We start from the raw sequence: 25,767 nt of genomic DNA, 5'->3' as shown, positions 1-25,767 counted from the left end.
CGGGGTTGGTCATCTTCATGTGGACGCGCGCACCAACACAGTGTTGTCTTGTGCTTGTTGAGTGTGTTGGGGGTTTGTTGTGGCAAGTCTTCGGCCTATTAGTACCGGTCGGCTGGGCATTACTGCTGTACACCTCCGGCCTATCAACCCAGTGTTCTGCTGGGGGCCTTAACCCACAAAGGGGTGGGAAACCTCATCTTGAAACGTGCTTCCCGCTTAGATGCGTTCAGCGGTTATCACTTCCGAACGTAGCCAACCAGCCATGCACCTGGCGGTACAACTGGCACACCAGAGGTTCGTCCATCCCGGTCCTCTCGTACTAGGGACAGCCTTTCTCAAGTTTCCTACGCGCGCGGCGGATAGGGACCGAACTGTCTCACGACGTTCTAAACCCAGCTCGCGTGCCGCTTTAATGGGCGAACAGCCCAACCCTTGGGACCTACTCCAGCCCCAGGATGCGACGAGCCGACATCGAGGTGCCAAACCATCCCGTCGATATGGACTCTTGGGGAAGATCAGCCTGTTATCCCCGGGGTACCTTTTATCCGTTGAGCGACGACCCTTCCACTCGGAGTCGCCGGATCACTAGTTCCGACTTTCGTCCCTGCTCGACATGTCTGTCTCACAGTCAAGCTCCCTTGTGCACTTACACTCAACACCTGATTGCCAACCAGGCTGAGGGAACCTTTGAGCGCCTCCGTTACATTTTGGGAGGCAACCGCCCCAGTTAAACTACCCATCAGGCACTGTCCCTGAACCAGATCATGGCCCTAGGTTAGACATCTAGTACGACCAGAGTGGTATTTCAACGATGACTCCACAACCACTGGCGTGGCTGCTTCAAAGTCTCCCACCTATCCTACACAAGCCGAACCAAACACCAATGCCAAACTATAGTAAAGGTCCCGGGGTCTTTCCGTCCTGCCGCGCGTAACGAGCATCTTTACTCGTAGTGCAATTTCGCCGAGTCCATGGTTGAGACAGTAGGAAAGTCGTTACTCCATTCGTGCAGGTCGGAACTTACCCGACAAGGAATTTCGCTACCTTAGGATGGTTATAGTTACCACCGCCGTTTACTGGGGCTTAAATTCTGAGCTTCGACTTGCGTCTAACCCGTCCTCTTAACCTTCCAGCACCGGGCAGGAGTCAGTCCGTATACATCGTCTTACAACTTCGCACGGACCTGTGTTTTTAGTAAACAGTCGCTTTCCCCTGGTCTCTGCGGCCTCCGGCGCTTCCCCAGCAAGTGGGTACACGCCTCGGGCCCCCCTTATCCCTAAGTTACGGGGGCATTTTGCCGAGTTCCTTAACCATGGTTGTCTCGATCGCCTCGGTATTCTCTACCTGATCACCTGAGTCGGTTTCGGGTACGGGCGGCTCATGGCTCGCTAGAGGTTTTTCTCGACAGCATAGGATCACCCACTTCGACCAAAAGGTCTCGGCATCACATCTCAGACTCACCCACCAAAGGGCTGGGACCCGGATTTGCCTAAGCCCCGTCCTACATGCTTACCCGCCGTCTACCATCGCGGCGGTTGGGCTACCTTCCTGTGTCACCCCATCGCTTGACTACTACCGGATCGGATCCCACGCTCCACACCAAGCCCTCACCCCGAAGGGATCAGTACGAGGTGCTTCGGGTGGTTAGCATCACCGGGCTCGTCATGGGCGCCATTTCGCCGGTACGGGAATATCAACCCGTTGTCCATCGACTACGCCTGTCGGCCTCGCCTTAGGTCCCGACTTACCCAGGGCAGATTAGCTTGACCCTGGAACCCTTGATCAATCGGCGCACGGGTTTCTCACCCGTGATTCGCTACTCATGCCTGCATTCTCACTCGTGTCACATCCACACCTGGATCACTCCGGCGCTTCACCCGTGACACGACGCTCCCCTACCCAGCTCCACCCCTGGACGCCCCTCAAGGAGACGCCTGGGTTGAATGGAACTGCCATGGCTTCGGCGGATGGCTTGAGCCCCGCTACATTGTCGGCGCGGAATCACTTGACCAGTGAGCTATTACGCACTCTTTCAAGGGTGGCTGCTTCCAAGCCAACCTCCTGGTTGTCACTGCGACTCCACATCCTTTTCCACTTAGCCACCTCTTAGGGGCCTTAGCCGATGGTCTGGGCTGTTTCCCTCTCGACTATGAAGCTTATCCCCCACAGTCTCACTGCCACGCTCTCACTTACCGGCATTCGGAGTTTGGCTAACGTCAGTAACCTGGTAGGGCCCATCGGCTATCCAGTGCTCTACCTCCGGCAAGAAACACGCAACGCTGCACCTAAATGCATTTCGGGGAGAACCAGCTATCACGGAGTTTGATTGGCCTTTCACCCCTATCCACAGGTCATCCCCTCCATTTTCAACTGAAGTGGGTTCGGTCCTCCACGCCGTCTTACCGGCGCTTCAACCTGCCCATGGATAGATCACTCCGCTTCGGGTCTAGAACACGCGACTCAAACGCCCTATTCGGACTCGCTTTCGCTACGGCTACCCCACACGGGTTAACCTCGCCACGTATCGCTAACTCGCAGGCTCATTCTTCAAAAGGCACGCTGTCACCCCAAAGGGCTCCAACGGATTGTAGGCACATGGTTTCAGGTACTATTTCACTCCCCGCCAGGGGTACTTTTCACCTTTCCCTCACGGTACTGGTCCGCTATCGGTCATCGAGGAGTATTTAGGCTTAACGGGTGGTCCCGCCAGATTCACACACCATTTCAGGGGTGGCGTGTTACTTGGGAAATGCTGAACACAGCCAGACACTGTCGTCTACGGGGCTATCACCCGCTACGGCACCGCTTTCCAACGGACTTCGACCTCGCGTCTGGTTTCTTACTGCGCGCCATCCCGGCAGAGACGACAACAACACTCCCACAACCCCCACACCGCAACGCCTGCCGGCTATCACACGACATGGGTTTAGCCTCATCCGATTTCGCTCGCCACTACTCTCGGAATCACTTTTGTTTTCTCTTCCTACGGGTACTGAGATGTTTCACTTCCCCGTGTTCCCTCCACACACCCTATTTTATTCAGATGCGGGTAACTGGACATGACTCCAGCTGGGTTTCCCCATTCGGACATCCCCGGATCAACGCTCGGTTGCCAACTCCCCAGGGCATTTCGCAGGCTCCAACGTCCTTCATCGGCTCTCGATGCCAAGGCATCCACCATGTGCCCTTAACAACTTGCCCACAACAAACCACCAACACACACAACAAACACCCCACCACGAACACCCAGAATACAAGGCCCGCAGCAGAGCATCCATGCAGTCAGTGGCCCTCATCACAAGACGTGTGGTACAAACCTGATAAGAGAACACACAAAACAATCACGAAACAAACACTATTATTAATGCTCGCGTCCACTATGAAGAAGTCAAACAACCAGAAGCCAAACCAGCCCCACACCCGGAACCAATCCAGGCAGGCGTCTGATGCCTCAGACACCCAACAGCGTGCCATACCTACCGAACAGCAACCCGATCCACCCGAAGATGAACCAGCACCGTCCAACGATCGTTGCGTTCCACTATCCGAACACCCCAAGTAACAACAACACATTCGGCTGTCGTTGCGGGTGTGCTCCTTAGAAAGGAGGTGATCCAGCCGCACCTTCCGGTACGGCTACCTTGTTACGACTTCGTCCCAATCGCCAGCCCCACCTTCGACGGCTCCTTCCACAAGGGTTAGGCCACCGGCTTCGGGTGTTGCCGACTTTCGTGACGTGACGGGCGGTGTGTACAAGGCCCGGGAACGTATTCACCGCAGCGTTGCTGATCTGCGATTACTAGCGACTCCGACTTCATGGGGTCGAGTTGCAGACCCCAATCCGAACTGAGACCGGCTTTTTGGGATTCGCTCCCCCTCACGGGATCGCAGCCCTTTGTACCGGCCATTGTAGCATGCGTGAAGCCCTGGACATAAGGGGCATGATGACTTGACGTCATCCCCACCTTCCTCCGAGTTGACCCCGGCAGTCTCCCATGAGTCCCCGGCATAACCCGCTGGCAACATGGAACGAGGGTTGCGCTCGTTGCGGGACTTAACCCAACATCTCACGACACGAGCTGACGACAGCCATGCACCACCTGTACACCAGTATCAAAGAGACCCCCATCTCTGGGGGCTTCCGGTGTATGTCAAACCCAGGTAAGGTTCTTCGCGTTGCATCGAATTAATCCGCATGCTCCGCCGCTTGTGCGGGCCCCCGTCAATTCCTTTGAGTTTTAGCCTTGCGGCCGTACTCCCCAGGCGGGGCGCTTAATGCGTTAGCTACGGCACGGAACCCATGGAATAGGCCCCACACCTAGCGCCCAACGTTTACGGTGTGGACTACCAGGGTATCTAATCCTGTTCGCTCCCCACACTTTCGCTCCTCAGCGTCAGGTAATGCCCAGAGAACCGCCTTCGCCACCGGTGTTCCTCCTGATATCTGCGCATTTCACCGCTACACCAGGAATTCCATTCTCCCCTGCATACCTCTAGTCTGCCCGTATCGGAAGCAAGCACCGAGTTAAGCCCGGTGTTTTCACTCCCGACGCGACAAACCGCCTACGAGCCCTTTACGCCCAATAATTCCGGACAACGCTCGGACCCTACGTATTACCGCGGCTGCTGGCACGTAGTTGGCCGGTCCTTCTTCTGTACCTACCGTCACTTGCGCTTCGTCGGTACTGAAAGAGGTTTACAACCCGAAGGCCGTCATCCCTCACGCGGCGTTGCTGGATCAGGCTTCCGCCCATTGTCCAATATTCCCCACTGCTGCCTCCCGTAGGAGTCTGGGCCGTGTCTCAGTCCCAGTGTGACCGGTCACCCTCTCAGGCCGGCTACCCGTCAAAGCCTTGGTGAGCCATTACCTCACCAACAAGCTGATAGGCCGCGAGCACATCCTGTGCCGAAAAAACTTTCCACCACCAATAGATGCCTATAGTGGTTATATCCGGTATTAATCACCGTTTCCGGTGGCTATCCCAGAGCACAGGGCAGATTACTCACGTGTTACTCACCCGTTCGCCGCTCGAGTACCCCCGAAGGAGCCTTTCCGCTCGACTTGCATGTGTTAAGCACGCCGCCAGCGTTCGTCCTGAGCCAGGATCAAACTCTCCATAAGAAACTTGATACCTGACAATCAAGACCCTGCTGACAAACTTGTCATCAGAATCATCATTGCCGAAAACACACACCCAACCCCAAAGGATCGAGTGCACACAAACGTCACAACAATCTATGCATGACACACTGTTGAGTTCTCAAACATCACACGCGTCGAAGTTCCCCGCACAAGTCTGCGCAGTTCGTCTTCGAGCTGATGCAGTCCGAAACCTTAGGGTCTGACTCCGGTCTGTGCCAAATCCGAAAGGACTTGCTTTTCTGACCGGCGTCCGAACCAGCGGTTCGAGACTTGGTGGTCGCGGGGCCGGAAGCCCTCCGGCTGACCGCCGTCTTGCTTCCCGCCGCACCCGGCGACAAAGAGAACATTACGCACACCCGGCCAGAAGCACAAATCGAAACGACGTGACCCGGGCCACAGGCATCCGCAGGGGCCTCAGAGGGCCCTGAAACGCCTCGTGGGCGGCCCCGCGAGGGGCCGCCCACGAGGGGGTGCGAGGGGGATGTCGGGCTGGCTCAGCGCACGCGCACGCCGGCGAACCGCTTCTTGCCGCGGCGCAGGACCAGCCAGGAGGAAGCGATCAGGTCGCCGGGTGCCGGGACGTGTTCCGGGTCGTCGACGCGCACGTTGTTGAGGTACGCACCGCCCTCGGCGATCGTGCGCCGCGCCTCGCCCTTGGACTTGGCGAGCCCGGTGAGGGTCAACAGCTCCACGACATCGGGGATCCCGGCGCTGCCGTCGACGTCGATCGTGCCGGCCTCGCCGAGCGCTGCCTCGAGTGTCGTACCGGACAGCAGGGTGACGTCGCCGCCCCCGAAGAGCGCCTCGGCCGCCGCCTTGGCGTTGACGGTCTCGGCCTCGCCGTGGACCAGGGTCGTGACCTCGTCGGCCAGCACCTTCTGGGCCTCGCGCAGGAACGGCTTCTCGGCGTGGCGAGCCTCGAGCTCCTCGATCTGCTCGCGCGGGAGGAAGGTGAACACGCGCAGCAGCTCGCCGACCTTCTCGTCCTCGACGTTGAGCCAGAACTGGTGGAAGGCGTACGGCGGCATCATCTCCGCGTCGAGCCAGAGCGCGCCGCCCTCGGTCTTGCCGTACTTGGTGCCGTCGGCCTTGGTGATGAGCGGCGTGGCGAACGCGTGGGCGGTGCCGCCCTCGGCCCGGCGGATCAGCTCGACGCCGCCGGTGAGGTTGCCCCACTGGTCGGAGCCGCCGAACTGGAGCGTGACGCCGCGCTCGCGGAAGAGCGTCAGGAAGTCCATCGACTGCAGGAGGACGTAGGAGAACTCCGTGTAGCTGATGCCGGACTCGAGGCGACGCTTCACCGTCTCGCGTGCGAGCATCCGGTTGACCGGGAAGTGCTTGCCGATGTCGCGCAGGAAGTCGATGACCGACAGACCCTCGGTCCAGTCGTGGTTGTTGACCATGGTCGCGGCGTTGTCGCCCTCGAAGGAGAGGAACGGCTCGATCTGGCCGCGGACCCGCGCGGTCCACTCCTGGACGGTGTCGAGCGAGTTGAGGGTGCGCTCCCCCGAGTCACGCGGGTCGCCGATCATGCCGGTGGCGCCACCGACGAGGGCGAACGGCGTGTGGCCGGCGCGCTGCAGGCGCATGGCCGTGACGATCTGGACCAGGTTGCCCATGTGGAGGCTCGGCGCGGTCGGGTCGAAGCCCACATAGAACCGGACGCTCCCCTCGCCCAGCGCTGTGCGCAGCGCGTCGCGATCGGTGGACTCGGCCAGCAGGCCGCGCCACTCGAGGTCGTCCAGAAGCGTGGTGTCGACGGACACGTCGGTCCTCTCTGATTCGTGAGTCGGGGAAGGTCCCCGCCCCTAGGGTGCCCCATGGCCGGCGAGACGGCCCACTGGGTTCGCCTCGGTGGACGCGGGTACGTTGCGAGGGCGATGACCAACCAACGGGTAGCGGGGCGCTACACCCTCCAGCAGCAGATCGGACACGGCGCGCACGGCGCGGTGTGGGCGGCGTACGACGAGGTCCTCGGTCGCACGGTCGCGCTCAAGCGGCTCGGCACCACGACCGGTCTCGGCGGTGACGCGGTCCGCGCCGAGCGCGAGGCGCGGCTCGCCGCCCAGGTCGGCCACCCGAACGTGGTCGCGGTCTACGACCTCGTGACCGGGGACGGCGGCACCTGGCTGGTGATGGAGAAGGTCGACGGGCAGGCGCTGTCGGCGGTGATCCGCGACGCTCCCCTCTCGCCGGACGACGCCGCGAGGGTGCTGGCGCCGGTCGCCGACGCACTCACGCAGGCGCACGCGCTCGGGATCGTGCACCGCGACGTGAAGCCGTCCAACATCCTCGCCGGTCCGGACGGGCCGAAGCTGACCGACTTCGGCATCGCCCGCGGCTCGGACGACGCGACGCTCACCCGGACCGGGCTGGTGACCGGCTCCCCCGCCTATCTCGCCCCCGAGGTCGCGGTCGGCGGTCAGGCGACGCCGGCCAGTGACGTCTGGTCCCTGGGCGCGACGCTGGTCCACCTGCTGACCGGGCGGCCGCCGTACCACCGCGACGACCTCGACAACGGTCCGCTGGCCGTGGTCTACCGGATCGCCCACGAGGACCCGCCGGTCGTGGAGGGCGCCGGCTGGCTGGCACCGCTCCTGGCGCGGACCATGGCGAAGGACCCGCAGGCGCGGCCCACGATGGCGGAGGTGCGCGACCAGCTCGCTCGCACGGCGAGCGCCGCCGACCACACGATGGCGCTGCCCGCAGTGCCGTCCGCGCGCCGGTCGACCGGGCTGCTGATGGCCGCCGTGGCCGCTGTCGTGGTGGTGCTGCTCGTCGTCGCCTTCCTCGTGCTGCGTCCCAGCGGTGACGACGGTGCGCCGGCCGCAGGCGGCACCCCGAGCACGTCCGCGACCCCGACCGAGGCGTCGAGCGCGGCGGGCACGCCGACGGCGGCCGAGCTCGAGGAGTTCGCGCGGACCTACGTCGCCACCGCGAGCGCCGACCCGGACCGGGGCTTCACGATGCTCACCCCGGCCTACCAGGCGCAGAGCCCCGACTACAAGGGGTTCTGGGGCAGTGTGAAGAACCCGGAGCTGCTGGAGGTCGCCGCCGATCCGGCACGGATGACGGTGACCTACCGCTACACCTACGTCTTCAAGGGCGAGGGACGCCGGCGCGAGCGGGTCACCCTCTTCCTGGTCGCCGATGGCGGCAACCTGCTGATCGACAACTCCACGGCTGGGTAGCCTGCGAGCCGTGAGCGGGTACGGCGTGCTGTCACCTGACGACGCGGCCCGGCTGCTGCTGCCGGTCGCCGAGTCGGTCGCCTCCGTGCACGCCGCGTCCGGTCGCCACGGCGCGATCTCGCCCGCGGCGATCGAGGTCGACGACAGCGGCCGGGCACTCCTCGTCGACCGCACCCGAGTCGCACCCGACCCCGCGTTCTCGGCGCCCGGTGCCCCGGACGACGTCTGGTCGATGGCCGCGCTGCTGCTGCACGCGACGACAGGCGAGCCGCCGGCCGCGCTCGGCCAGCCGCCCGTCGTACCTCGCTCCAGCGGGTGGCTCGCGCCGCTCATCGAGCTCGGACTGCGCTCCGACCCGCGCGAGCGCCCGTCCACGGAGGAGCTGGCCGCCTACCTGCGGGCCCGGGTCGCGCCGCCGGACCAGCGCCGGCGGATCCCCGTGGCGGGACTGGCGCTCGCCGGAGCGGCGATGGTCACGCTGCTCGGGCTCGTCGGCGCTGCGCTGCTGTTCGGCGGCGGCGACGCGGAGTCCCCCGGCACGCGGCCGGAGACGTCGGACACCACCACTCCGGAGGAGAGCGAGCCGACGACCGCCGTACCGTCGAGCGGGCCGACGCCGCCGACCGCCGCCCAGCTGGAGACCTTCGCCCGCGACTACGTCGCCACCGCCAGCGGGGACCCCGCGCTCGGGTTCACCTGGCTGACCGAGGCCTACCAGCAGCGCAGCCCGCGGTACCGGGAGGTGTGGGCCTCGATCCGGGACCCGCGGATCCTGTCCGTCAGCGCGGATCCGGCGGCGATGACGGTGCGCTACACCTATCGCTACCGGTTGCGCGGCGGGGGTTCGCGCACCGAGGACATCACGCTGTTCCTCGTGCAGGACGGCGAGCGGCTGCTCATCGCGGACGCGACGGCGCGTTAGTGGGTACCGCTGCCCCATGGGCAGCATCCGGATCGGCACCTCGGGATGGTCGTACGCGTCGTGGCGTGGCGACTTCTACCCGAAGGGACTGGTGCAGCGCCGCGAGCTGGCCTACCTCGCAGAGCGGCTGACGACAGTCGAGGTCAACGGCTCCTTCTACTCGCTCCAGCGGCCGTCGACGTACCGGAAGTGGCGCGACGAGACACCGGACGACTTCGTGCTCGCGGTCAAGGGCAGCAGGTTCATCACGCACCTCAAGCGGCTGCGCGACGTCGAGGAGGGACTGGCCCGGTTCTTCGGCTCCGGGGTGCTCGAGCTCGGCCCGAAGCTGGGGCCGTTGCTGTGGCAGCTGCCCGCCTCGCTGCCGTACGACGCTGCGCTGATGGGCTCGTTCTACCGGCTGCTGCCCGACGGTGTGCGCCACGTCGTGGAGTTCCGTCACCGCAGCTTCTGCGTCGAGGAGGCGTTCGCGCAGATGCGCGAGCACGGGATCGGCTGCGTGGTGTCGGACTCCCCGGGCCGCTGGCCGATGGCCGAGGTCGTGACCAGCGACGTCGTGCACGTACGGCTGCACGGGCACACCGAGCTGTACGCCAGCGGGTATGCGCCACGGTCCCTGGACCGGTGGGCGCAGCGGTGCCGGCGCTGGGCCGAGGACGCGGACGTCTTCGTGTACTTCGACAACGACGCCCGCGGTCGTGCACCCCACGACGCCGTGGCGCTGCGGCGGCGCCTCGAGGAGTGACATGCTCGACGCATGACCGAGAAGCCGTCCCCGCTGGAGCCGCTCGACGAGACCTGGGAGCGGGCGCTGTGCGTCGTCGCGCATCCCGACGACATGGAGTTCGGAGCGGCGGCCGCGGTCGCGCGCTGGACCGGGCAGGGCAAGAGCGTCGTCTACTGCATGGTGACCAGCGGCGAGGCCGGCATCGACGGACTGGATCCCGACGCGTGCCGCGAGGTGCGCGAGGCGGAGCAGGTCGCCTCGGCGCGGGTCGTGGGCGTCGACGTCGTCGACTTCCTCGGCCAGGCCGACGGCGTCCTGGAGTACGGCGTCGCGCTGCGTGCCGTGATCGCCGCCGAGGTGCGCCGGCACCGGCCCGACATCGTGATCACCGGCAACTTCCGCGACACCTGGGGTGGACGGAACCTGAACCAGGCCGACCACATCGCGGTCGGGCGCGCGGTGGTGGACGCCGTACGGGACGCGGGGAACCGGTGGGTGTTCGCCGACCAGCTCGGCGGCGCCGACGGCCTGGAGCCGTGGGGCGGCGTACGCGAGGTGTGGGCGTTCGGCTCCCCCGAGGCGACCCACGCCGTCGACACGACGGCCACCTTCGACGCCGGGGTCGAGTCGCTGCAGGCGCACGCGGCGTACATCGACGGGCTGGGCTGGGAGAACTGGGACCCGCGCGAGTTCCTCGAGGGGATGGCCCGGGCGACCGGCGCCCGGCTCGGCGTGACGTTCGCGGCGCCGTTCGAGGTGTTCCCCATGGGGTGGGGCGAGTGACGCGGAGTAGGCCGGGTGGGGCTCGAACCCACGACCCAAGGATTATGAGGAATCTCGCGGGGTCCGCGACGGATCACGGCGGAACATGACGGATCACCGGCGATTCGGACAGAACCCGCGTAGTTGAGCGGGATTCGACGCGGGAGCGCTCCGACCAGCGGAAACTCCCGCCGTTGAGCCGGATCGACCGCCCGTAGCGCGCCTGTAGCGCGAACCGGACGCCCTCGACGGGAGATCGCTCGCCGTGACGACGCCGTGTTCTGCCCTGATTCGTCGTGGACCCAAGCGGACCTGTCGACAGCACTCGATCCGCTAGAGTCCTTGCCGAGGGCCGGATAGAACCGGACGCCGAAGCAAACTGAACATCAAGCACAACCTGCCTGCCTGAACGGCTGGCCCAGGTTCGCGGCTGCTACGCCCGTGCGCGTCGTGATGAGACTGCCACGTCTCCGACGCTCCAAGCACCGGTGGGCAGCCGTTCTCTCGTTTTGAGCCTCCGGTGACGGATTCCAAGTCACGGAGGCTCAACCATGTCCAGCAAGACCGGGACCGCCAAGCGGTCTCAGATTCAGCCGCTCGATCGGCTCATGTACACCCGCGAGGAGACCGCGCAGCGTCTCGGCGTCAGCGTGCGCCTGCTGAAGCGCTGGCAACTCGACGGGAAGATCCATGCCACTAAGCCGGGTGGCGACAAGGGGCAGGTGTTCTTCACCGCCGACGAGATCGCGCGCTTCCTGCGCGACTCCACGCGGTGATTCCCGTGCGGTGGGTGGGTGCTCATCGCGTCACGTTCTGGCGGCACCCCACCCCTGACCAACGCCGGATCTGTCACAGCCGCGCTGGCGGATCGTCTTGATCGAGCGGCCCCGGTCGATGACCCCCGTTCGACGAACCGAAGGAGGAGACATGGACAGGAAGACCAAGCGAATCAGCCCCGGTCTCGGGCGCACGCGCAAGGTCGTCATCCCGGACGACATGTACGCCGACCTGAAGCAGATCGCGGCGATGCAGTCGGTGCCTGTCGCGGCGGTGATGCGCGCGTCGTACGAGCACTACATCAACCACGTCATGAAGCGGAAGCGGGGTGCGGCGTGAGTTGGAACGGCGGCGGCTGGGGCCGCGATGACGTCAGCGAGCGCGCTGCCGCGATCCGAGACCGCGACGCACAGATCAGAGAACGAGCAGCAGGAATGAGGAACACGAACATGACCAGCGAGAAGTCGCCCACGGGCATCACCCGGGCAGGCCTCAACTTCGACTCGGCGCGTGATGCACTCGGCGAACTCCACCGCAAGGCGAACGAGGGGTGGGACCTCCTGCGGGAGGGGCGGAAGCGTTCAGAACAGGCCAAGCAGGCCGACGCATCGCGACGAACGAGCGACGCGACTCGTGCCCCAGCCCTCAATGACCGGAAGGCGCGTGGTCGGTGATGGGTATCAGGTACTTCTACAACGACGAGGCCCACCAGCACCTCGACACCGCGCGGAACCTCAGCGAGGCCGAGAAGCGGCTCATTCGGCAGAAGATCGCCCAGGACGACACCCGGCTCAGCACCATCATGGAGAGCGCTTACGCCGACACGGTGAGCCGATCGCGGGAGTACCTCGACAGCATCATGCGGCTGCGGGACTCCGGGCTGGACAACATCGACGCCGACATCGAGGCGTACCAGAACGGCGAACTCTCAGACGACGAGTTCGGGGAGCGACTGACCACCTACTCCGCTGAGATCAACAAGCTGCGCCCGCTGGCACAACAGGCGCAGGACGCGGAAGAGCACGCGTGGGCCGAAGTCAACGTGACACCAGGGGCCTACCAGCGCCAGGTCGCGAAGCGCTTCCCAGCCCTGTTCGCGAACGGTCGCGGCCTGCTCGCGCTACCGACAGCCGACGACGACTGACGTGTTGAGCGGCCTCCCGCACCAACAGGAGGCCGCTCTGGGTTCCCAAGGAAGGAACGTCGATGACCGACGAAACGAGAGTAGAGCCGACGCCGCGTGTACCGCTGCCGCGTGGGCCAGAGCACGCCGCATACATCGTTGATGCAACCCCGGTGAGGTGGCTGCGGAACGTCTGGCCAGGTGGCAAGGCGCCGTACAACTACAGCGGGGCCGGGCAGATCCTTCGGCTGTCGATGCCTGCCCGATCGTGGATCAAGTACGAGCCACTGATGAAGCGGCTCACGGATCGAGTCACGCGCATGCGGGCGTACGGCGACCTACCCGCCAACTTCGACGAGGTCGGGTGGACCGACGAGGAGTGCGCGATGTGCGTGCTCGCCACAGCTCTGATGGAACGTGGCACCACCTTCTACGTGCTCAACGTCCAGCCGAGCGGGCGCACATGGGGATTCTTCCGTGGTCGCCGCATGGCGGCCTGGCATCCGGATGCACTGCGTCCGAGGGGTGGTCGGTGATGGGCCGCTGGCGAGAGGTCCGTTCGCACGTGTGGCGCGACGAGCGCGGGACGCCGGTGTTGATGCACGTCAAGAAGATCACGCCGGACGGCGAGGTCATCTTCCCGTGGAAGCACTGGCTCGACTTCGGCAACGGCACTCGTCCGCGCTGGTACAAGGGGAAGGGCGGCGACGACGGGATCGTTGCCCCGCTGCTGTACCCGCTCGACGTGTTCGCCAGGGCTGACCGCTCTGCACACGTCTACATCTGCGAGGGCGAGAAGGACTGCGACGCGCTCAGTGGGGTTGGGGTTCTCGCGGTCACGGCTGGCGGAGTCTGCGAGTTCAACCCCAAGCACGCGCGTCTGTTCAAGAGTTGGCGCGGTCGCATCACCATCGTCCGCGATAACGACGCTCCGGGCGCGTTCGGCGCTGCGAGGACGTACGGCCTCCTTCGGGACGTCGGCATCCCGGCAGCACGTCTACGGGTCGCTCGCGGTCGATGCGCAGGCGAGGGATCGGATGCCTTCGACCATCTGGAAGCCGGGTGGTCTGTCGACGACCTGATCCCGGAGTCGATTGCCCACGTCCGCAAGATCGCCGACACCGCCACAGCCGAGGACTTCAAGCGGGCCGGGTACGACCGCGCACCGCGCTACGCCGGTGATCCCGGCTGGGTTGTGGTGGGGCGCGAGGACGCCGCCGAACTCACGGGCTGGAAGCCGAGGCACGCGTCATGACGGCCGTGCTGTGGGTGCTCGCTGTCGCCATGTCCCTGTCGATCTGGGTGCAGATCGCCGTCAGCCGCGTCAGCACCCCACCCCCGCAGAGGAGCAGCCATGCGCGCAGACGACGAGGAAGGCGGGTGCCGTGTTCGGGGGTGCCCGTGGATCGGACCACCGGACGAGTGCCCGTTCCGGCGCTACGACGAGGACAGCGGCAACACCTTCATCGACGGGCTGATGCAACAGCGCCCGGGCGACTGACCCGGAAGACCACCCGAAGGAGCGCGGCCTGATGGCGGCCTCGAAGGACAAGAAGGCAACCACGCGGAAGCCGCCAGCCCGCAGCGGAGCACGGCTACTTGATGAGGTCGAGGATGCGCTACGGCGCTACGTGATCCTGCCGAATGAGCACTGCTACGTCACGGTGGTGCTCTGGGTGGCCGCGACGCACGGGATCAAGTCGTGGGACTTCGCTCCCCGGCTGTCGATCATCTCGCCCGAGAAGCGCTGCGGGAAGACGCGTCTGCTCGACGTGATCGAGCATCTGTGTCACAAGCCTCTGGTGACGGTGAATACGAGCGTCGCGGCTGTGACGAGATCGCTGGGCGCGAAGGCACCGCCGACCCTGCTGGTGGACGAGGCGGACAGCATCTTCGGGACAAAGCGCTCGGCTGACAGTCATGAGGATCTGCGCGGCCTGTTGAACGCGGGGCACCAGCGCGGGAAGTTCACGACGCGCTGGGACGTCACGACGAACTCGCTGCAGAAACTCCACACGTTCTCGATGGTTGCGCTCGCCTCGATCAAGGACCTGCCCGACACGATCATGGATCGCGGCCCGGTGATCCGGATGCGTCGTCGTGCGAATGGAGAGACCGTGCAGCCGTTCCGTGCTCGCCGGGACGGCGCGGGTGTGCTGCTGCCGCTGCGGGATCGTCTCGGCAGATGGGTCGTGGCTCAGGAGTTCGCCGACGACGTGCCGGGCATGCCGGTGGAGGACCGCGCCGCCGACAACTGGGAGCCGCTGATCGCGGTCGCCGATGCTGCGGGAGGCGCGTGGCCCGAACGTGCTCGGCTCGCGGCGAAGGTGATGACCGAGACAGAGGCAGGTGTCGCGCAAGAATCCTTCGGGCTGGAACTACTCCGCGACATCAAGGCAGTCTGGCCGGCCAAGGCCAAGGCCACGTTCACGAGTGACCTGCTCGGCGCCCTCCATGCCCTGGACGAGAGCCCGTGGGGCACGTATCACGGGTCGCCGCTCAACGCGAACGAACTCGGGCGGCTGCTGAAGCCGTACGGCGTGGCATCTGTGAACGTCAAGCTCCGCGGCACCGTGAAGAAGGGATATCGCCTCGACGGCAAGCCCAACCCCAAGACCGGCGCGGTGGAGGGTGGTCTGTTCGACGCGTGGGAGCGCTACCTCCCCGAGGTCGCAGGTAGCGGCGAGGTAGCGGACCGATGAAGCCGCCGACGCTACCCCGGAATCACCACCTGACCAGGGGAAACGGTGTCGAGGTAGCGGAGGTAGCGCCGGTTACCCCAGGGGCGCGTAGGGACGGTCTCCGGGAACCCCTAAAGACCCACCCTCGTGGCACATATCTGCAACTGCACACGGAGTACTGCAGGGGTGAACAACCGACGCGCCCTACCCGCTACCGCCGCTACCCGCGCTACCGGAGATGCGAATTGCCTGGTCAGACGGTGTTTCGGCGGTAGCGCTTCGCGTCGAACCGTCCCGCTACCCAGCCGCTACCCAACGACGAGAGGAGCCGTCATGCCCAAGAAGGACAGCAAGAGCACGAAGCCGCGAAAGACCGCCGCCGAGGAGTCGAAGGCGAGGCGCACACGCAAGCAACGCACAACGGACCCTATGCAGAAGGCAACCAAGGCGGGCCGTCAGCGTGCAGGAGGTGCTGAGAGCGATGAGGGGAGCGCCTCACCCACGGACCGACCGCAGTGCTCGGGGACCAAGCCCAACGGCGAGCGGTGTCGGCGGTCGCCTGTGCGTGGTGGTGATCGCTGTCAGAAGCACGGTGGCGTTGCGGAGCGCACCAACGCGCAGAAGCGCGCTGACCTGAACGCAGCGGTCAACGGCAGTGAGAAGGTCACCTGCACCGCGAGGAAGCGCAACGGTGATCGCTGCTCCAACCCACCCGTGACGGGAACGATGGTCTGCCGGATGCACGGAGCGGGCGCACCCCAGGTCAAGGCGAAGGCGAACCAGCGCCTGATCGAGATGGTGCTGCCGGCCATGCGCGAACTTCGGCGCATCCTCGACTCCAAGACGGCGAGCGACGCCGACAAGCTGAAGGCCGTGAACATGGTGCTCCAGCGCACCGGCTACAACGAGCGGCACTCCATCGACATCGGCTTGCGTGAACGCAACCCCTGGGACCTGCTGACGGGCGGAGACTCGCCTGCGTTCTCGATCCTGCGTGGTCGCGAGAACGTGATCGACCCCGCCGACGACACCGCTGCCCTGCCTGGGGGTGGGGTGGGGGAAGCCGAGGACGAAGCGCTGACCGCCTTCCTCGACCGGCGCGAGCGGGACCGCGAGAGGGAGGCATCGACCCGACTCGACAACAGCCGCCATGACGTCGTGCCCGGCGACGTGGTGGAGGAGGACCGCGACGCAGGTCTCTTCGGCTACCCACGCTCCCGAGCCGCTCGCCTCGCGGAGTCCGGCCAGCCGTCCGAGTACGACCCCGAGCCCCATCGCGACCCGGATCGCGATCCGTGGAGCGACTACGAGGACGAACTACGACGCCGACTCCGCGAGTAGCGCCACGGGATCGCCTTCTGCACGCCGCTCTCGCTTGCCCGGAGCCCCACGCCGGACCCGAGGAGCCTCCTGCCGGTGAACGGCGTGCAGAGCGGCTCCGGTCCAGGAGCCCGTGAGGCCTGTAGGAGGCTACGCGCTTCTGGCGTAGCGTCACCGGCGAGTAGTTGACATGGCAACTACCGGACCCAAGGAGACGAGATGACCGAGAACGACAACGCGATGTACCCGCTCGGGCGGTCGCTGACCTTCGTGCCAGAGGACGGCGTGGAGGTCGAGTTTCGACCCGCCGCAATCAGCATCGCTGACGCACGGATGATCGGGTTGACCTACTGCGAGGCGAGCGAGCCCGAGCGTGACGCACTACTGGCCGCGCTCGGCGGTGGGATGGTGCGCCGCTCGCTGCGGGTGTTCGCGAACACGGCCGCTCGGCTCGGTGAGCCCGACGCTGCGGCGTACGCCCGTGACCTCCGCGACGAGATCATCCCCACCCCCACCACTGCCGAGGGCGTGGCGTCGTGAAGGTCGTGGGCTACATCAGGGTGAGCACGAGCGAGCAGGCTCGCGATGGGTTCTCGCTCGACGCCCAGCGGGCAGCGATCGAGGCTGAGTGCGCTCGGCGCGGGTGGGAACTGGTCGACGTGCTGGCCGACGAGGGATACAGCGGCAAGCGCGACGACCGGCCCGCACTCCAACAGGCGCTGTCGATACTGCGCCGCAAGAAGGCACGCGCCATCGTCGTGGTGCGGATGGACCGGCTGGCCCGCTCGACCCAGCACCTGTGCGAGTTCATCCTCCTGTCGCGTCGGCAGAAGTGGGGCATCGTCGCGATGGACTTCGACTTCGACACGACCACCGCGAACGGTCGCCTCATCGCTCGCATCCTCGCGTCGGTGGCCGAGTGGGAGTCCGAGGTCAACGGCGAGCGCGTGCGTGAGGGCATGGCCGAAGCCAGGGCCCAGCGCGAGGCATCAGGCCAGCCGGTCACTTGGGGATTCAAGCGCCAGACGCCCGATCTGGTGGTGGGGAGGATCGTCCGCGCCCGGGAGCGTGGCGACTCGTTCAACACCATCGCCCGTCGCCTACAGGAGAGCCAGACCCCGACACCCGGCAACGGCGCTCGCTGGTACCCCTCGACGGTCGCCCGCATCTACAAGGCCGCGACCACAGAGACGGCGACGACCATCGACCGGAGCGCATCGTGAGTGCGCCCACGCCCGAGAAGAAGCGACGACAAGCCGGGTGGCGGGCCGTCCACGCCGGATGCCCGGACGGGCCAGCGCGGGTCAGCAAGGGCAGCGGAGGACGCAGCCACCCAGACCCGCCTCCGCAGATCGTCAACCGGCGCGTCCAAGTGCTCTCCACCAACCACCCGAGCACCGACCGCTGGGTCACGTTGACCACGACCGGCACCACCGCGGGCACCTACGCCTACCGGGTCGCGGTGGTCGACGGATTCAACCGGCACATCCAGACGCCTGTCACCTATCCAACGCTCGACGACGCCCGCAAGCACGCGAACCAGCTCTACAACGCCATGACCGAGGAGGACGACCAATGAGCACGAGACCACCCCGTGCGTGGGTACGCGAGAGTCACCGGAACACGCGACCAGACGGCACGAGGAAAGCGCGCGCCGATCTGCGTTGGGAGGTGGTGTACGAGGACCCCAAGACTCGCAGGCGACGGACCAAGGGAGGCTTCAAGAGCAGGACGACCGCCGACGAGTGGGCAGACGACTTCAAGGCCGACGTCCGGCACAGGCCCGACTGGATCGACACCAGCAAGGCCACGCCGACGTTCCGAGATGTCGCCCGCCAGTGGCTCGGCTCGCAGCACTTCGACCGTGCCCACACCGCGAACCACTACCGGCGCATCATCGAGGGCAGTAGCGACCTGATGGAGACCTTCGGCGATGTGCTGGTCGGCGAGATCACGACCGAGGACGTCAAGCGCTACGTCAAGACGGCCAGCAGTCGCCTCGCAGCCCAGACCGTGCGTCATCGGTTCTACGTCCTGCGCTTCGTGCTCGATGAGGCAGTCGAGGAGAGCATGATCCGCGTCAACCCGGCACGCGCAATCCGCAGGCTACGTCTCCCGAACCAGCCGAAGGTCGAGGACCACGAGCGCAGGCAGAAGCAGAGCGGTCGTCGGCTCACAGCCGAGCAGATCGACAGCCTGGTTGCCGCGCTCCCCGAGCCGCACGACATGTTCATCCGCCTGCTGGCGTACTCCGGGATGCGACCGGAGGAGGCGTGCGGCCTGACGGTGGAGGACGTGACGGTGCTGAGCCCTGAACTCGCCGTGCTCCACGTTCATCAGGTCGTCGTGGAGGTCAACGGCGAGGTCATCCGCGAGGAGGTCACCAAGACCCCGGAGAGCAACCGAGTCATCCCGCTCGACCCCGAGACGAGCGCGCTCCTGGTCGATTACATCGCAGCCCACCGCAAGCGTGCGGCGAAGTGGTTCACGAACCATCCCGAGCACGATCACCCAGGAGACGCGCTGCCGCTGTTCGTCGGATCAGTGGTGGGTGGGGCGCATGACCGCTCAGCGCTCGACCGTCTCGACTACAGCAAGCCGCTTCGGTACGGCGCGTTCTACAAGCGGCACTGGCACAAGGCTCGGAAGGCAGCCGGCATCCCGGACGGCGTGCGCGTGTACGACCTGCGGCACACGTTCGCTTCCATGCTCATGGACAAGGCCAGCGAGCCAGGAGGCCTGACTCCGAAGGAGGTCCAAACGATCATGGGCCACAAGGACGGCACGATGCTGATGAAGCGCTACTGGCATACCCGCGATCAGGACGCCGAGGTGCTCAAGGCCCAGGCGGCAGCCGTCGCGGCAGCGTTCCAGCGCAGGGCCGCGCCAGACAACGTCACCCGGCTCGACACCAAGCGCGCCTGACCCGCTCGGGCTGCCCCGCTCCCCGCAATGGTGGGTGGGGCAGCACCACGGCCGGGGGCCGCTTCTGAGCAGTGCCTAGCCTTTCAGCATTTCGTACGTCCAGCAGATCGTTGGGGACATCGTTCGGCGTGTCGTCCACAACGTGACGCAGTCGACATGCGAACCTGTTGTCGGTTGCCCTTGGTGACCCACCGTTGAATCCACGCCGAGATGAGAAAGGAGGAGGTGCCGATGAGGACCAGCCCGTGGCACTCGATCTTGTCGAACGTGCACCACGACAACACGTCGTGCAACACCGGGAACAACATCGAGGCCGAGAACCGTCGCGCAGGCACCGGCGGCAAGCCGTTGTGTGCAGAGTGCGACCGCCTCTGATGTAGGCGAGACCGCGCGCAACACCAAGTCGCTGACGGCGGGGAAGTCGCCGAGCGTCAACTGGGAAGCCCCACACGACTACCGAAGTGGTTGAGACACCTCGGTGCGGGTGGGGCTTCTCCCATATCTAAGCAACAGCGGGAGTCGCTGGCGATAGCAGGCCTGCCTGCTGGACGCTGGACCGCTGATGGATAGGCTCTGTGCTCTTGGGCCAGTAGCTCAGCTGGTAGAGCAGGACACTCATAATGTCCCGAGTCGCAGGTTCGAGTCCTGCCTGGCCTACGACCCGCTCGCGCCCGTCCCGGGCGAGTTCAGCGTGAACCTCCGTTCAGTGTCGGAGGTTGGCCATAGGCTCCACCCCCATGGAGACCCGCGCAATCTCTGCCGCAGAGGCCTTGGACCTGATCAACCGAGGCGAGTCCCACTTCTGGGACTTCAAGAGTTCGATGAGCAACGGCAAGGTGATTCAGAAGATCGGCTGCGCGCTCGCCAACGCTGACGGTGGCGAGTTCCTTGTTGGAGTCGAAGATCCAAAGACGGGCTCAGGGCTCGACCGCTGGAAGGGGTTTGCCGCGGTCGAGGACGGCAACCACATCATGCAGTCGCTCAGCGTTGACGTGACACCTGCCGTCCCGTACGTCGCGGAGTGGCTCCAGGTGGTCGGAGACGAGTCAGCCGGATTCGCATGCCTCCTGTCCGTTCGCAAGAGCCCGACCGTGCACCAGACCGCCGACGGGACGGTCTATGTTCGCCGCAACGCATCCACCGCGAAGATCGACGCTGCCGAGCGGGTGAACCTGGCGCTGTCGAAGGGCGCTGAGACGTACGAGAATCAGGAACTTGCCTCCTACACCGCTGACGAACTGGCACAGGAAGACGAACTTGCCAGGTTCCTCAGCACGTTGAGTCCCAAGACCGCTCCGGACGACTTCGTGCGCAAGCAGCGGCTGGCGAACAAGGACACCGGCAAGGCGCGCTTGTCGGGTGCGATTCTGTTCGCGGAGTCCCCCTCGGCTGTCGCCACGAAGCGGTGCGCGGTGAAGGTCGCGCGGTACGAGACGAAGGTGGAGAAGCCCGACCGCAAGCACCTGAGCGGCGTTCCGATCACGATCGAGGCTCCAGCCTACGAGCTGATCGATCAGACGATCAGCGAAGTTCAACGGCTAATCGAGTCTGTGTCTGTTCTCAGCCCCAGCGGCAACTTGGAGCCGCTGGTGTACCCACCGGAGGCCTTGAAGGAGGTCATCGTCAACGCGGTGATCCACAGGGACTACAACATCTCCGACGACATCGTCATCCGGGTGTTCGACAACCGCGTCGAGGTGAAGAGCCCGGGGCGTCTCCCAGGACACATGACTCTGGACAACTTGCTCACTGACCGGTTCTCGCGCAACCCAACGATAAACCGGCTCATCAACAAGTACCCGGACCCGCCGAACAAAGACATCGGCGAGGGTCTGAAGACCACGATGCGCAGCATGGCTGAGGCCAAGTTGAAGCCGCCGCGGTTCGCGCAGGAAGACAACTACTTCGTCGTCACGATTGAGCACACTCCGCTGGCGAGGCCACAAGAGATCGTGCTCCAGTACCTCGAGAACCACGACGAGATCACGAACGCGATCGCCCGGGAACTGACGGGCATCAACTCTGAGAACAGCATGAAGGAGGTCTTTTACGACCTCCGCGACGCCGGTGCGATCGAACGTGTGCCGGGGAAGGCGGGCAACAAGTCCGCATGGCGACGGGTTCAACAACCGACGGGACCGACGAACGACGCGACGAATGACGCGACGAATGACGCGACGAATGACGCGACGACAGGACCGACGAAGTCACCGCGCAGAGCACGGCGCATTCAGCCAAGGCGTCTGACTCGTGCCCAGCGGAAGGGCAACAAGCGATAGTTCGCCCGACTCCCTTCTGGGCCGCTGCAAGTCGTTGACGGGTCGAAAGGCCCGATCCGGCCCGGAAGGGGCCCGTGGCCGTGCAAACCGCCTTCAGGCAAGCGAGGCGGTCCGGGAGCCCTCCGCTGGCCCTCCCCGGATCGCCGCTCGGGGGCCTCCCGGACGTCCGCGACAAGCGACATCGCCCGCGACCCCTCCCGACGTAGGCCGCTCGCGTACCGCTGTGGCCCGTCGTGGTCCGCACTCTCCGGCTGTAGCGCCGTAGTAGCGCCGAACGACGCAGACCGCTCCTGACCAGGCGAAACAGGCCGAGAGCCGAGCGATTATGAGTCCTCTGCTCTGACCGACTGAGCTACCGGCCCGCGCGGCTCACCCTAGTGCGGCGCTCCCGCCGAGCGGCGGTGGGTCGAGCAGCGAGGCCAGGCGTACGGCGGGCGCCGAGCCGAACTCGCGTCGTTCGTCGGGCGTCATGGTGGCCACGCAGCGGCGCCAGGACTCGACGCGGGCCAGGCGGCCGAGCTGGAGGGCGGCGGGCAGGGCGGCGCGCAGGTCGGCCGGGGCGGCGAGGTCGGACCAGACCTCGAGGGCGGCGTCGGCGATGCGCCACAGGGCCGGGTCGTCCGGTGGCAGCCCGAGGGACTCGCGGGCCATGGCCAGCGGGACGTACAGGCCGGCGAGGGGGTCACCGACGAGGGCGTCGCCGAAGTCGAAGAAGCGCAGGCCGCCGTCGGGCGCGAGCACGACGTTCTCGGCGTGCAGGTCGTTGTGAAGCAGGGTGAGCGGCAGGTCGAGGTCCTCGACCCGGTCGGACCAGCGCTCGACGGTCGGGAGCAGCGCCTCGAGCAGGACGGCGACCTCGGGAGCCAGACGACGGGGGTCGTCGGGGGCGAGGGCGGCGAGGCGACCGACCGCGTCAGCGACGTACGTCGTGGAGTCGGCGGGGGCGAGGACGCTCAGGCGGAGGTCGTCGACCGCGCCGACGAGCCGGCGCTGCAGGTCCGCGGCGTCGGCGGCGATCCGGGCCCAGGTCGCCGGATCCGCTGCTCCCCCGCGGTCGTGGACGGTCGGGCCGAGGTCGGCGGTGAGCAGCAGGTCGCGGTCCGGGTCGGCCGCGAGGACCGGCACGACGCGGTCGGGGGCGACCCGGGCGAGGCGTGCCATCAGCCGGGCCTCGTGGGCCTGGCCCGGACAGTTCTGCTTGGCGTACGACGTCCGGCCGCCCGCCGTGACCCGCCACAGCGCGGACCACGGCCGGAGCGCGACCACCTCGACCCGCTCCGGGAACCCGACCGCGGCGGTCAGGAACGCGCACAGCTCGGCGCGGAACTGCTCCGTCGCCCACACCGCGCTCGTCCAGGTGCTCGTGCTCACCCCTGCAGCGTGCTCCGCGAGGGCAGGCGGCGCCACCGGTTTCCGTGGCGGGTGCGCTCACCGGCGGATCGTGACGCTGCCGCCGGGCGGTCCCATCCGGACCCCGTTGCCGCCGAACCCGCCACCGCCGAAGCCCTGCTGGTCCTGGCCGTCGCTGCTCGGCAGGTCGGCGTCGAGATCCGCCAGGACCACCCGGGTACCGGCCTCGATCCCGTCGACGATCTCCACGTCGGTGCTGCCGACGATGCCGGTCGTGACCCGCACCCGCTCGGCCCTGCCGTCCACCAGGGTGGTCACGGTGCCGTCACTGATGGCCGAGGCGGGGACGGTGACGGCGTCCTGCGCGCTGCCGACGACCACCTCGACCGACGCGGGCAGGCCCTCCGGCAGCGCGAGATCGCGCTCGTCCAGCGTGATGTCGACGGCGTACGTCGGGTCGGAGGCCGTGTCGGAGGTCGAGTCCGAGGCCGAGCTGGTCGGGACGTTCGAGACCCGGCTGATCTCGCCGGCCAGCGGGTCGGTCGCGCCCGAGGGCGTGGCCTCGACGGCGGTACCCGTCCTCAGCCGGGCGGCCTCGGTCTCGGTGACCTCCAGGGACACCGTGGTCACCCCTGGGGCGACCACGACCGCGACCGTGTCGCCGGAGGACACGTCGTCGCCCTTCGCGACCGACAGGGAGGTGACCGTGCCGGCCGCGGGGGCGCGGACCGCAGCGGCCTCCAGGTCGGCGCGGGCGGAGGCCAGGTCGGACTTCGCCTTGTCGATCGCGGCCTGGTCGTCGGCCAGCGTCGCTGCGGTGACGGTGCGCGACGGGGTTGCATCGGAGGGCACGGCGTCAGAGGTGGGGGCGTCGGAGGTGGGGGCGTCGGAGCTGGGCGCGTCGGGGGTGGCCAGTCCGGATCCGGTGACGAGGTCGCCGAGCGCGGCGGTGAGTGTGGCGGTCAGGGTGGAGATCGCGTCCTGGAGCGCCTGCTGGGCCTGGGCCGTCGCGGACTGGGCGGACTGGACCGCGGCGAGTGCCTGGGTGCAGTCCTCGTCGAGGCCGGACCCGTCCGTCGGTTCGCTGCTGGGTGCGTCGGTCGGGTCACTGCTGGGTGCACCGGTCGGGTCGGCCGTCGCCCGGCAGGCCTGCTCCTGGGTGGCGAGGGCCGCGGTCGACCTCTCCAGGGCGGTGCCGGCCGCCGACTGCGCCGAGGTCACGGCGTCCTGCTGGGCCGTGAGCGCGGTGAGGTCGGGGGTCGTCGCGGTCGGGGTCGCGCCCTTGGTGGGCGAGCCCGAGGAGCCGGAGGATCCCGACGGCTCCTCGGTCGCGGGGGTGCTGGTGGTGGCGGTCGCGACCGAGGCGGCCTGGGCGTCCTCGTCGTCGGCGAGCCGGGCCTTGGCGCTCGCGAGGTCGGACCTGGCCTGGTCGACCGCGGCCCGGAGCGCGGCGCGGTCGAGGACCGCGATCACCTGGCCCTGCCGGACCTCGTCCCCCACGGCGACGGGCACCCGGGCGACCTCGCCGTCCGTGCCGAAGGCGAGGTCGGACCGGCCGCTCGCCCCGATCACGCCGGACAGGTCGAGGGTCTGCTCGACGTCGCCGGTGGCGGCCACGACCGTGCGGTACGAGACGGCGTCGTCGCCCGTGGCTCCGTACGCCGCGAAGCCGGTGCCCGCGAGCGCCAGCACCGCGAGGGGTACGACGACCCGGCGGGGTGCCCTCCTCAACGCCCGCACTGGTCGCTCACCGCGTCGCTGACCTGGATCGCCGTCGCGGTGACCGCGCCGGCGTCGTCCGCGTCGCCCTCGACGCGGACGCAGCGGCCCTTGCTCAGGGCCGAGGAGTCGGAGGCGACCTGGTGGGTGTAGGTCGTGGTGCCGTCGACCGTGACGGTGACGTCGCCGTCGATGCCCTCGACGACGAAGCCGCTGTCGCTGACCGAGGTCACCTTGCCGATGGTGCCGAAGCCGCCGGGGCGTCCGCCGCCGGGCAGGCCGGAGGGCAGGTCGGAGGGCAGGTCGGAGGGCCGGTCGGTCGGCATCCCGCTGGGCCGTTCGCCGTTCCCGCCGCCCGGGCCGCCGCCGAAGCCGCCGGTGCAGGTGCCGTCGTCGCCCGCGGTCACGGAGACCGAGGCCGCGGTGACCGCGGTGACGGCCTTGTCGGCGCCGTCGGTGGAGCCGCTGTCCGCCGTACGCACGACGACGCAGACACCGGTGGTGACGTCGGCGAGGGTGCCGGCGGCCTGGTCGGTGACCGTCGTGCTGTCGGTGACCGTGACCGCGGTCTGGCCGGAGCCCTGGCCCTGGCCGCGGACCTGCAGCACGTCGCCGTCGACCGCGGCGATCAGGCCGAAGGTGCCGGGCATCCCGCCGCCGGGGCCGCCGTTCCCGGCCTCGCCGCCCTGCGCGGTCGCGGTGCCGGCAGCGGCGTCGGGCGTCGGGTCGTCCCCGCCACAGCCGGTGAGGGCGGCGGCGAGAGCGGTGCCGGCGGCGACGACGGCGAACGGGCGGGCGGTACGCCGGGTGAGGGCTGGGATGGTCATGGATGCTCCTGGGTGGGTGGT

General features: G+C 66.8%; 23 protein-coding genes, 1 tRNA gene and 2 rRNA genes. 20 read left to right on the top strand and 6 right to left on the bottom strand.

What is annotated here, in order from left to right; all coding sequences use genetic code 11:
• Positions 1-78 precede the first annotated feature (78 nt).
• The 3 genes from QI633_RS09675 to tyrS form a co-directional block, all read right to left on the bottom strand.
• Positions 79-3,201, bottom strand: a 23S ribosomal RNA gene (locus QI633_RS09675).
• A 401-nt stretch (positions 3,202-3,602) separates the two neighbouring features.
• Positions 3,603-5,122: ribosomal RNA gene (locus QI633_RS09670) — 16S ribosomal RNA — on the bottom strand.
• Together the 16S and 23S rRNA genes form the textbook arrangement of a ribosomal RNA operon.
• A 515-nt stretch (positions 5,123-5,637) precedes the next feature.
• Complete coding sequence (gene tyrS, locus QI633_RS09665; RefSeq protein WP_141799368.1) at positions 5,638-6,909, bottom strand: tyrosine--tRNA ligase; 1,272 nt, start codon at positions 6,907-6,909, stop codon at positions 5,638-5,640.
• 114 nt (positions 6,910-7,023) lie between these two features.
• Between tyrS and QI633_RS09660 the strand changes: the two genes are divergently transcribed.
• From QI633_RS09660 to QI633_RS09565, 20 genes are all read left to right on the top strand, one after another.
• Entirely contained in the window at positions 7,024-8,334 is a 1,311-nt protein-coding gene (locus QI633_RS09660; protein WP_282428825.1) for a serine/threonine-protein kinase, read from the top strand.
• 10 nt (positions 8,335-8,344) lie between these two features.
• Positions 8,345-9,256 (top strand): hypothetical protein, encoded by a 912-nt coding sequence (locus QI633_RS09655; RefSeq protein WP_160158281.1) that lies wholly within the window; start codon positions 8,345-8,347, stop codon positions 9,254-9,256.
• Between the two features lie 16 nt (positions 9,257-9,272).
• On the top strand, positions 9,273-10,001 hold the full coding sequence (locus QI633_RS09650; RefSeq protein ID WP_282428824.1) for a DUF72 domain-containing protein: 729 nt from the start codon (positions 9,273-9,275) through the stop codon (positions 9,999-10,001).
• Between the two features lie 12 nt (positions 10,002-10,013).
• Entirely contained in the window at positions 10,014-10,766 is a 753-nt protein-coding gene (locus QI633_RS09645; RefSeq protein ID WP_282428823.1) for a PIG-L deacetylase family protein, read from the top strand.
• Positions 10,767-11,296: 530 nt separating this feature from the next.
• Positions 11,297-11,521, top strand: a complete 225-nt coding sequence (locus tag QI633_RS09640; protein WP_282428822.1) for a helix-turn-helix domain-containing protein — start codon at positions 11,297-11,299, stop codon at positions 11,519-11,521.
• A gap of 151 nt (positions 11,522-11,672) precedes the next feature.
• Entirely contained in the window at positions 11,673-11,861 is a 189-nt protein-coding gene (locus QI633_RS09635; protein WP_282428821.1) for a hypothetical protein, read from the top strand.
• Positions 11,862-11,971: 110 nt separating this feature from the next.
• Positions 11,972-12,196: a hypothetical protein gene (locus tag QI633_RS09630; RefSeq protein WP_282428820.1), complete on the top strand. Its 225-nt coding sequence runs from the start codon at positions 11,972-11,974 to the stop codon at positions 12,194-12,196.
• A complete protein-coding gene (locus tag QI633_RS09625; protein ID WP_282428819.1) occupies positions 12,196-12,666 on the top strand; it encodes a hypothetical protein in 471 nt (156 codons plus the stop codon). Before QI633_RS09630 ends, QI633_RS09625 begins: the two co-directional genes overlap by 1 nt.
• 62 nt (positions 12,667-12,728) lie before the next feature.
• Positions 12,729-13,181 carry a hypothetical protein gene (locus tag QI633_RS09620; RefSeq protein WP_282428818.1) on the top strand — a complete coding sequence of 151 codons (453 nt, stop codon included), beginning with the start codon at positions 12,729-12,731 and terminating at the stop codon, positions 13,179-13,181.
• Positions 13,178-13,900, top strand: a complete 723-nt coding sequence (locus tag QI633_RS09615; RefSeq protein WP_282428817.1) for a toprim domain-containing protein — start codon at positions 13,178-13,180, stop codon at positions 13,898-13,900. Before QI633_RS09620 ends, QI633_RS09615 begins: the two co-directional genes overlap by 4 nt.
• 99 nt (positions 13,901-13,999) lie before the next feature.
• Positions 14,000-14,146, top strand: coding sequence for a hypothetical protein (locus tag QI633_RS09610; protein WP_282428816.1), 147 nt, complete (start codon positions 14,000-14,002; stop codon positions 14,144-14,146).
• A 31-nt stretch (positions 14,147-14,177) separates the two neighbouring features.
• A complete protein-coding gene (locus tag QI633_RS09605; protein ID WP_282428815.1) occupies positions 14,178-15,347 on the top strand; it encodes a DUF3631 domain-containing protein in 1,170 nt (389 codons plus the stop codon).
• Between the two features lie 312 nt (positions 15,348-15,659).
• Positions 15,660-16,667, top strand: coding sequence for a hypothetical protein (locus QI633_RS09600; protein WP_282428814.1), 1,008 nt, complete (start codon positions 15,660-15,662; stop codon positions 16,665-16,667).
• 198 nt (positions 16,668-16,865) lie between these two features.
• A complete protein-coding gene (locus QI633_RS09595) occupies positions 16,866-17,186 on the top strand; it encodes a hypothetical protein (protein ID WP_282428813.1) in 321 nt (106 codons plus the stop codon).
• Entirely contained in the window at positions 17,183-17,869 is a 687-nt protein-coding gene (locus QI633_RS09590; RefSeq protein WP_282428812.1) for a recombinase family protein, read from the top strand. Before QI633_RS09595 ends, QI633_RS09590 begins: the two co-directional genes overlap by 4 nt.
• Positions 17,866-18,225: a hypothetical protein gene (locus QI633_RS09585; RefSeq protein WP_282428811.1), complete on the top strand. Its 360-nt coding sequence runs from the start codon at positions 17,866-17,868 to the stop codon at positions 18,223-18,225. The genes QI633_RS09590 and QI633_RS09585 overlap by 4 nt, the downstream gene beginning before the upstream one ends.
• Before the next feature lie 92 nt (positions 18,226-18,317).
• Positions 18,318-19,571: a tyrosine-type recombinase/integrase gene (locus tag QI633_RS09580; protein ID WP_282428810.1), complete on the top strand. Its 1,254-nt coding sequence runs from the start codon at positions 18,318-18,320 to the stop codon at positions 19,569-19,571.
• A gap of 231 nt (positions 19,572-19,802) precedes the next feature.
• Positions 19,803-19,946 carry a hypothetical protein gene (locus QI633_RS09575; RefSeq protein ID WP_282428809.1) on the top strand — a complete coding sequence of 48 codons (144 nt, stop codon included), beginning with the start codon at positions 19,803-19,805 and terminating at the stop codon, positions 19,944-19,946.
• A gap of 208 nt (positions 19,947-20,154) precedes the next feature.
• A tRNA-Ile gene (locus tag QI633_RS09570) sits at positions 20,155-20,228 on the top strand.
• An 80-nt stretch (positions 20,229-20,308) separates the two neighbouring features.
• Entirely contained in the window at positions 20,309-21,850 is a 1,542-nt protein-coding gene (locus QI633_RS09565; RefSeq protein WP_282428808.1) for an ATP-binding protein, read from the top strand.
• Positions 21,851-22,219: 369 nt separating this feature from the next.
• On the opposite strand, the gene QI633_RS09560 is transcribed toward QI633_RS09565, so the two are convergent.
• The 3 genes from QI633_RS09560 to QI633_RS09550 are packed head-to-tail and all read right to left on the bottom strand — an operon-like array spanning position 22,220 to position 25,746.
• Complete coding sequence (locus tag QI633_RS09560; RefSeq protein WP_282428807.1) at positions 22,220-23,221, bottom strand: aminoglycoside phosphotransferase family protein; 1,002 nt, start codon at positions 23,219-23,221, stop codon at positions 22,220-22,222.
• Between the two features lie 57 nt (positions 23,222-23,278).
• Entirely contained in the window at positions 23,279-24,931 is a 1,653-nt protein-coding gene (locus QI633_RS09555; protein WP_282428806.1) for an HlyD family efflux transporter periplasmic adaptor subunit, read from the bottom strand.
• Positions 24,928-25,746, bottom strand: coding sequence for a DUF5666 domain-containing protein (locus QI633_RS09550; RefSeq protein ID WP_282428805.1), 819 nt, complete (start codon positions 25,744-25,746; stop codon positions 24,928-24,930). Before QI633_RS09550 ends, QI633_RS09555 begins: the two co-directional genes overlap by 4 nt.
• Between the last annotated feature and the right edge of the window lie 21 nt (positions 25,747-25,767).

It is taken from the genome of Nocardioides sp. QY071 (assembly GCF_029961765.1).
In the GTDB taxonomy this organism is placed as follows: Bacteria; Actinomycetota; Actinomycetes; order Propionibacteriales; family Nocardioidaceae; genus Nocardioides.
Note: the sequence above shows the minus strand (reverse complement) of the source record. Positions and strands in the feature narration are given on the sequence as shown.

What these genes read in the sequence shown, in the direction of transcription:
- QI633_RS09595 (WP_282428813.1), top strand. Translation starts at nt 16,866, where the DNA reads ATGACCGAGAACGACAACGCGATGTACCCGCTCGGGCGGTCGCTGACC.
- QI633_RS09650 (WP_282428824.1), top strand. Translation starts at nt 9,273, where the DNA reads ATGGGCAGCATCCGGATCGGCACCTCGGGATGGTCGTACGCGTCGTGG.
- QI633_RS09660 (WP_282428825.1), top strand. Translation starts at nt 7,024, where the DNA reads ATGACCAACCAACGGGTAGCGGGGCGCTACACCCTCCAGCAGCAGATC.
- QI633_RS09565 (WP_282428808.1), top strand. Translation starts at nt 20,309, where the DNA reads ATGGAGACCCGCGCAATCTCTGCCGCAGAGGCCTTGGACCTGATCAAC.
- QI633_RS09630 (WP_282428820.1), top strand. Translation starts at nt 11,972, where the DNA reads ATGACCAGCGAGAAGTCGCCCACGGGCATCACCCGGGCAGGCCTCAAC.
- QI633_RS09550 (WP_282428805.1), bottom strand. Translation starts at nt 25,746, where the DNA reads ATGACCATCCCAGCCCTCACCCGGCGTACCGCCCGCCCGTTCGCCGTC.
- QI633_RS09575 (WP_282428809.1), top strand. Translation starts at nt 19,803, where the DNA reads ATGAGGACCAGCCCGTGGCACTCGATCTTGTCGAACGTGCACCACGAC.
- QI633_RS09610 (WP_282428816.1), top strand. Translation starts at nt 14,000, where the DNA reads ATGCGCGCAGACGACGAGGAAGGCGGGTGCCGTGTTCGGGGGTGCCCG.
- QI633_RS09605 (WP_282428815.1), top strand. Translation starts at nt 14,178, where the DNA reads ATGGCGGCCTCGAAGGACAAGAAGGCAACCACGCGGAAGCCGCCAGCC.
- QI633_RS09620 (WP_282428818.1), top strand. Translation starts at nt 12,729, where the DNA reads ATGACCGACGAAACGAGAGTAGAGCCGACGCCGCGTGTACCGCTGCCG.
- QI633_RS09645 (WP_282428823.1), top strand. Translation starts at nt 10,014, where the DNA reads ATGACCGAGAAGCCGTCCCCGCTGGAGCCGCTCGACGAGACCTGGGAG.
- QI633_RS09600 (WP_282428814.1), top strand. Translation starts at nt 15,660, where the DNA reads ATGCCCAAGAAGGACAGCAAGAGCACGAAGCCGCGAAAGACCGCCGCC.
- QI633_RS09625 (WP_282428819.1), top strand. Translation starts at nt 12,196, where the DNA reads ATGGGTATCAGGTACTTCTACAACGACGAGGCCCACCAGCACCTCGAC.
- QI633_RS09640 (WP_282428822.1), top strand. Translation starts at nt 11,297, where the DNA reads ATGTCCAGCAAGACCGGGACCGCCAAGCGGTCTCAGATTCAGCCGCTC.
- QI633_RS09635 (WP_282428821.1), top strand. Translation starts at nt 11,673, where the DNA reads ATGGACAGGAAGACCAAGCGAATCAGCCCCGGTCTCGGGCGCACGCGC.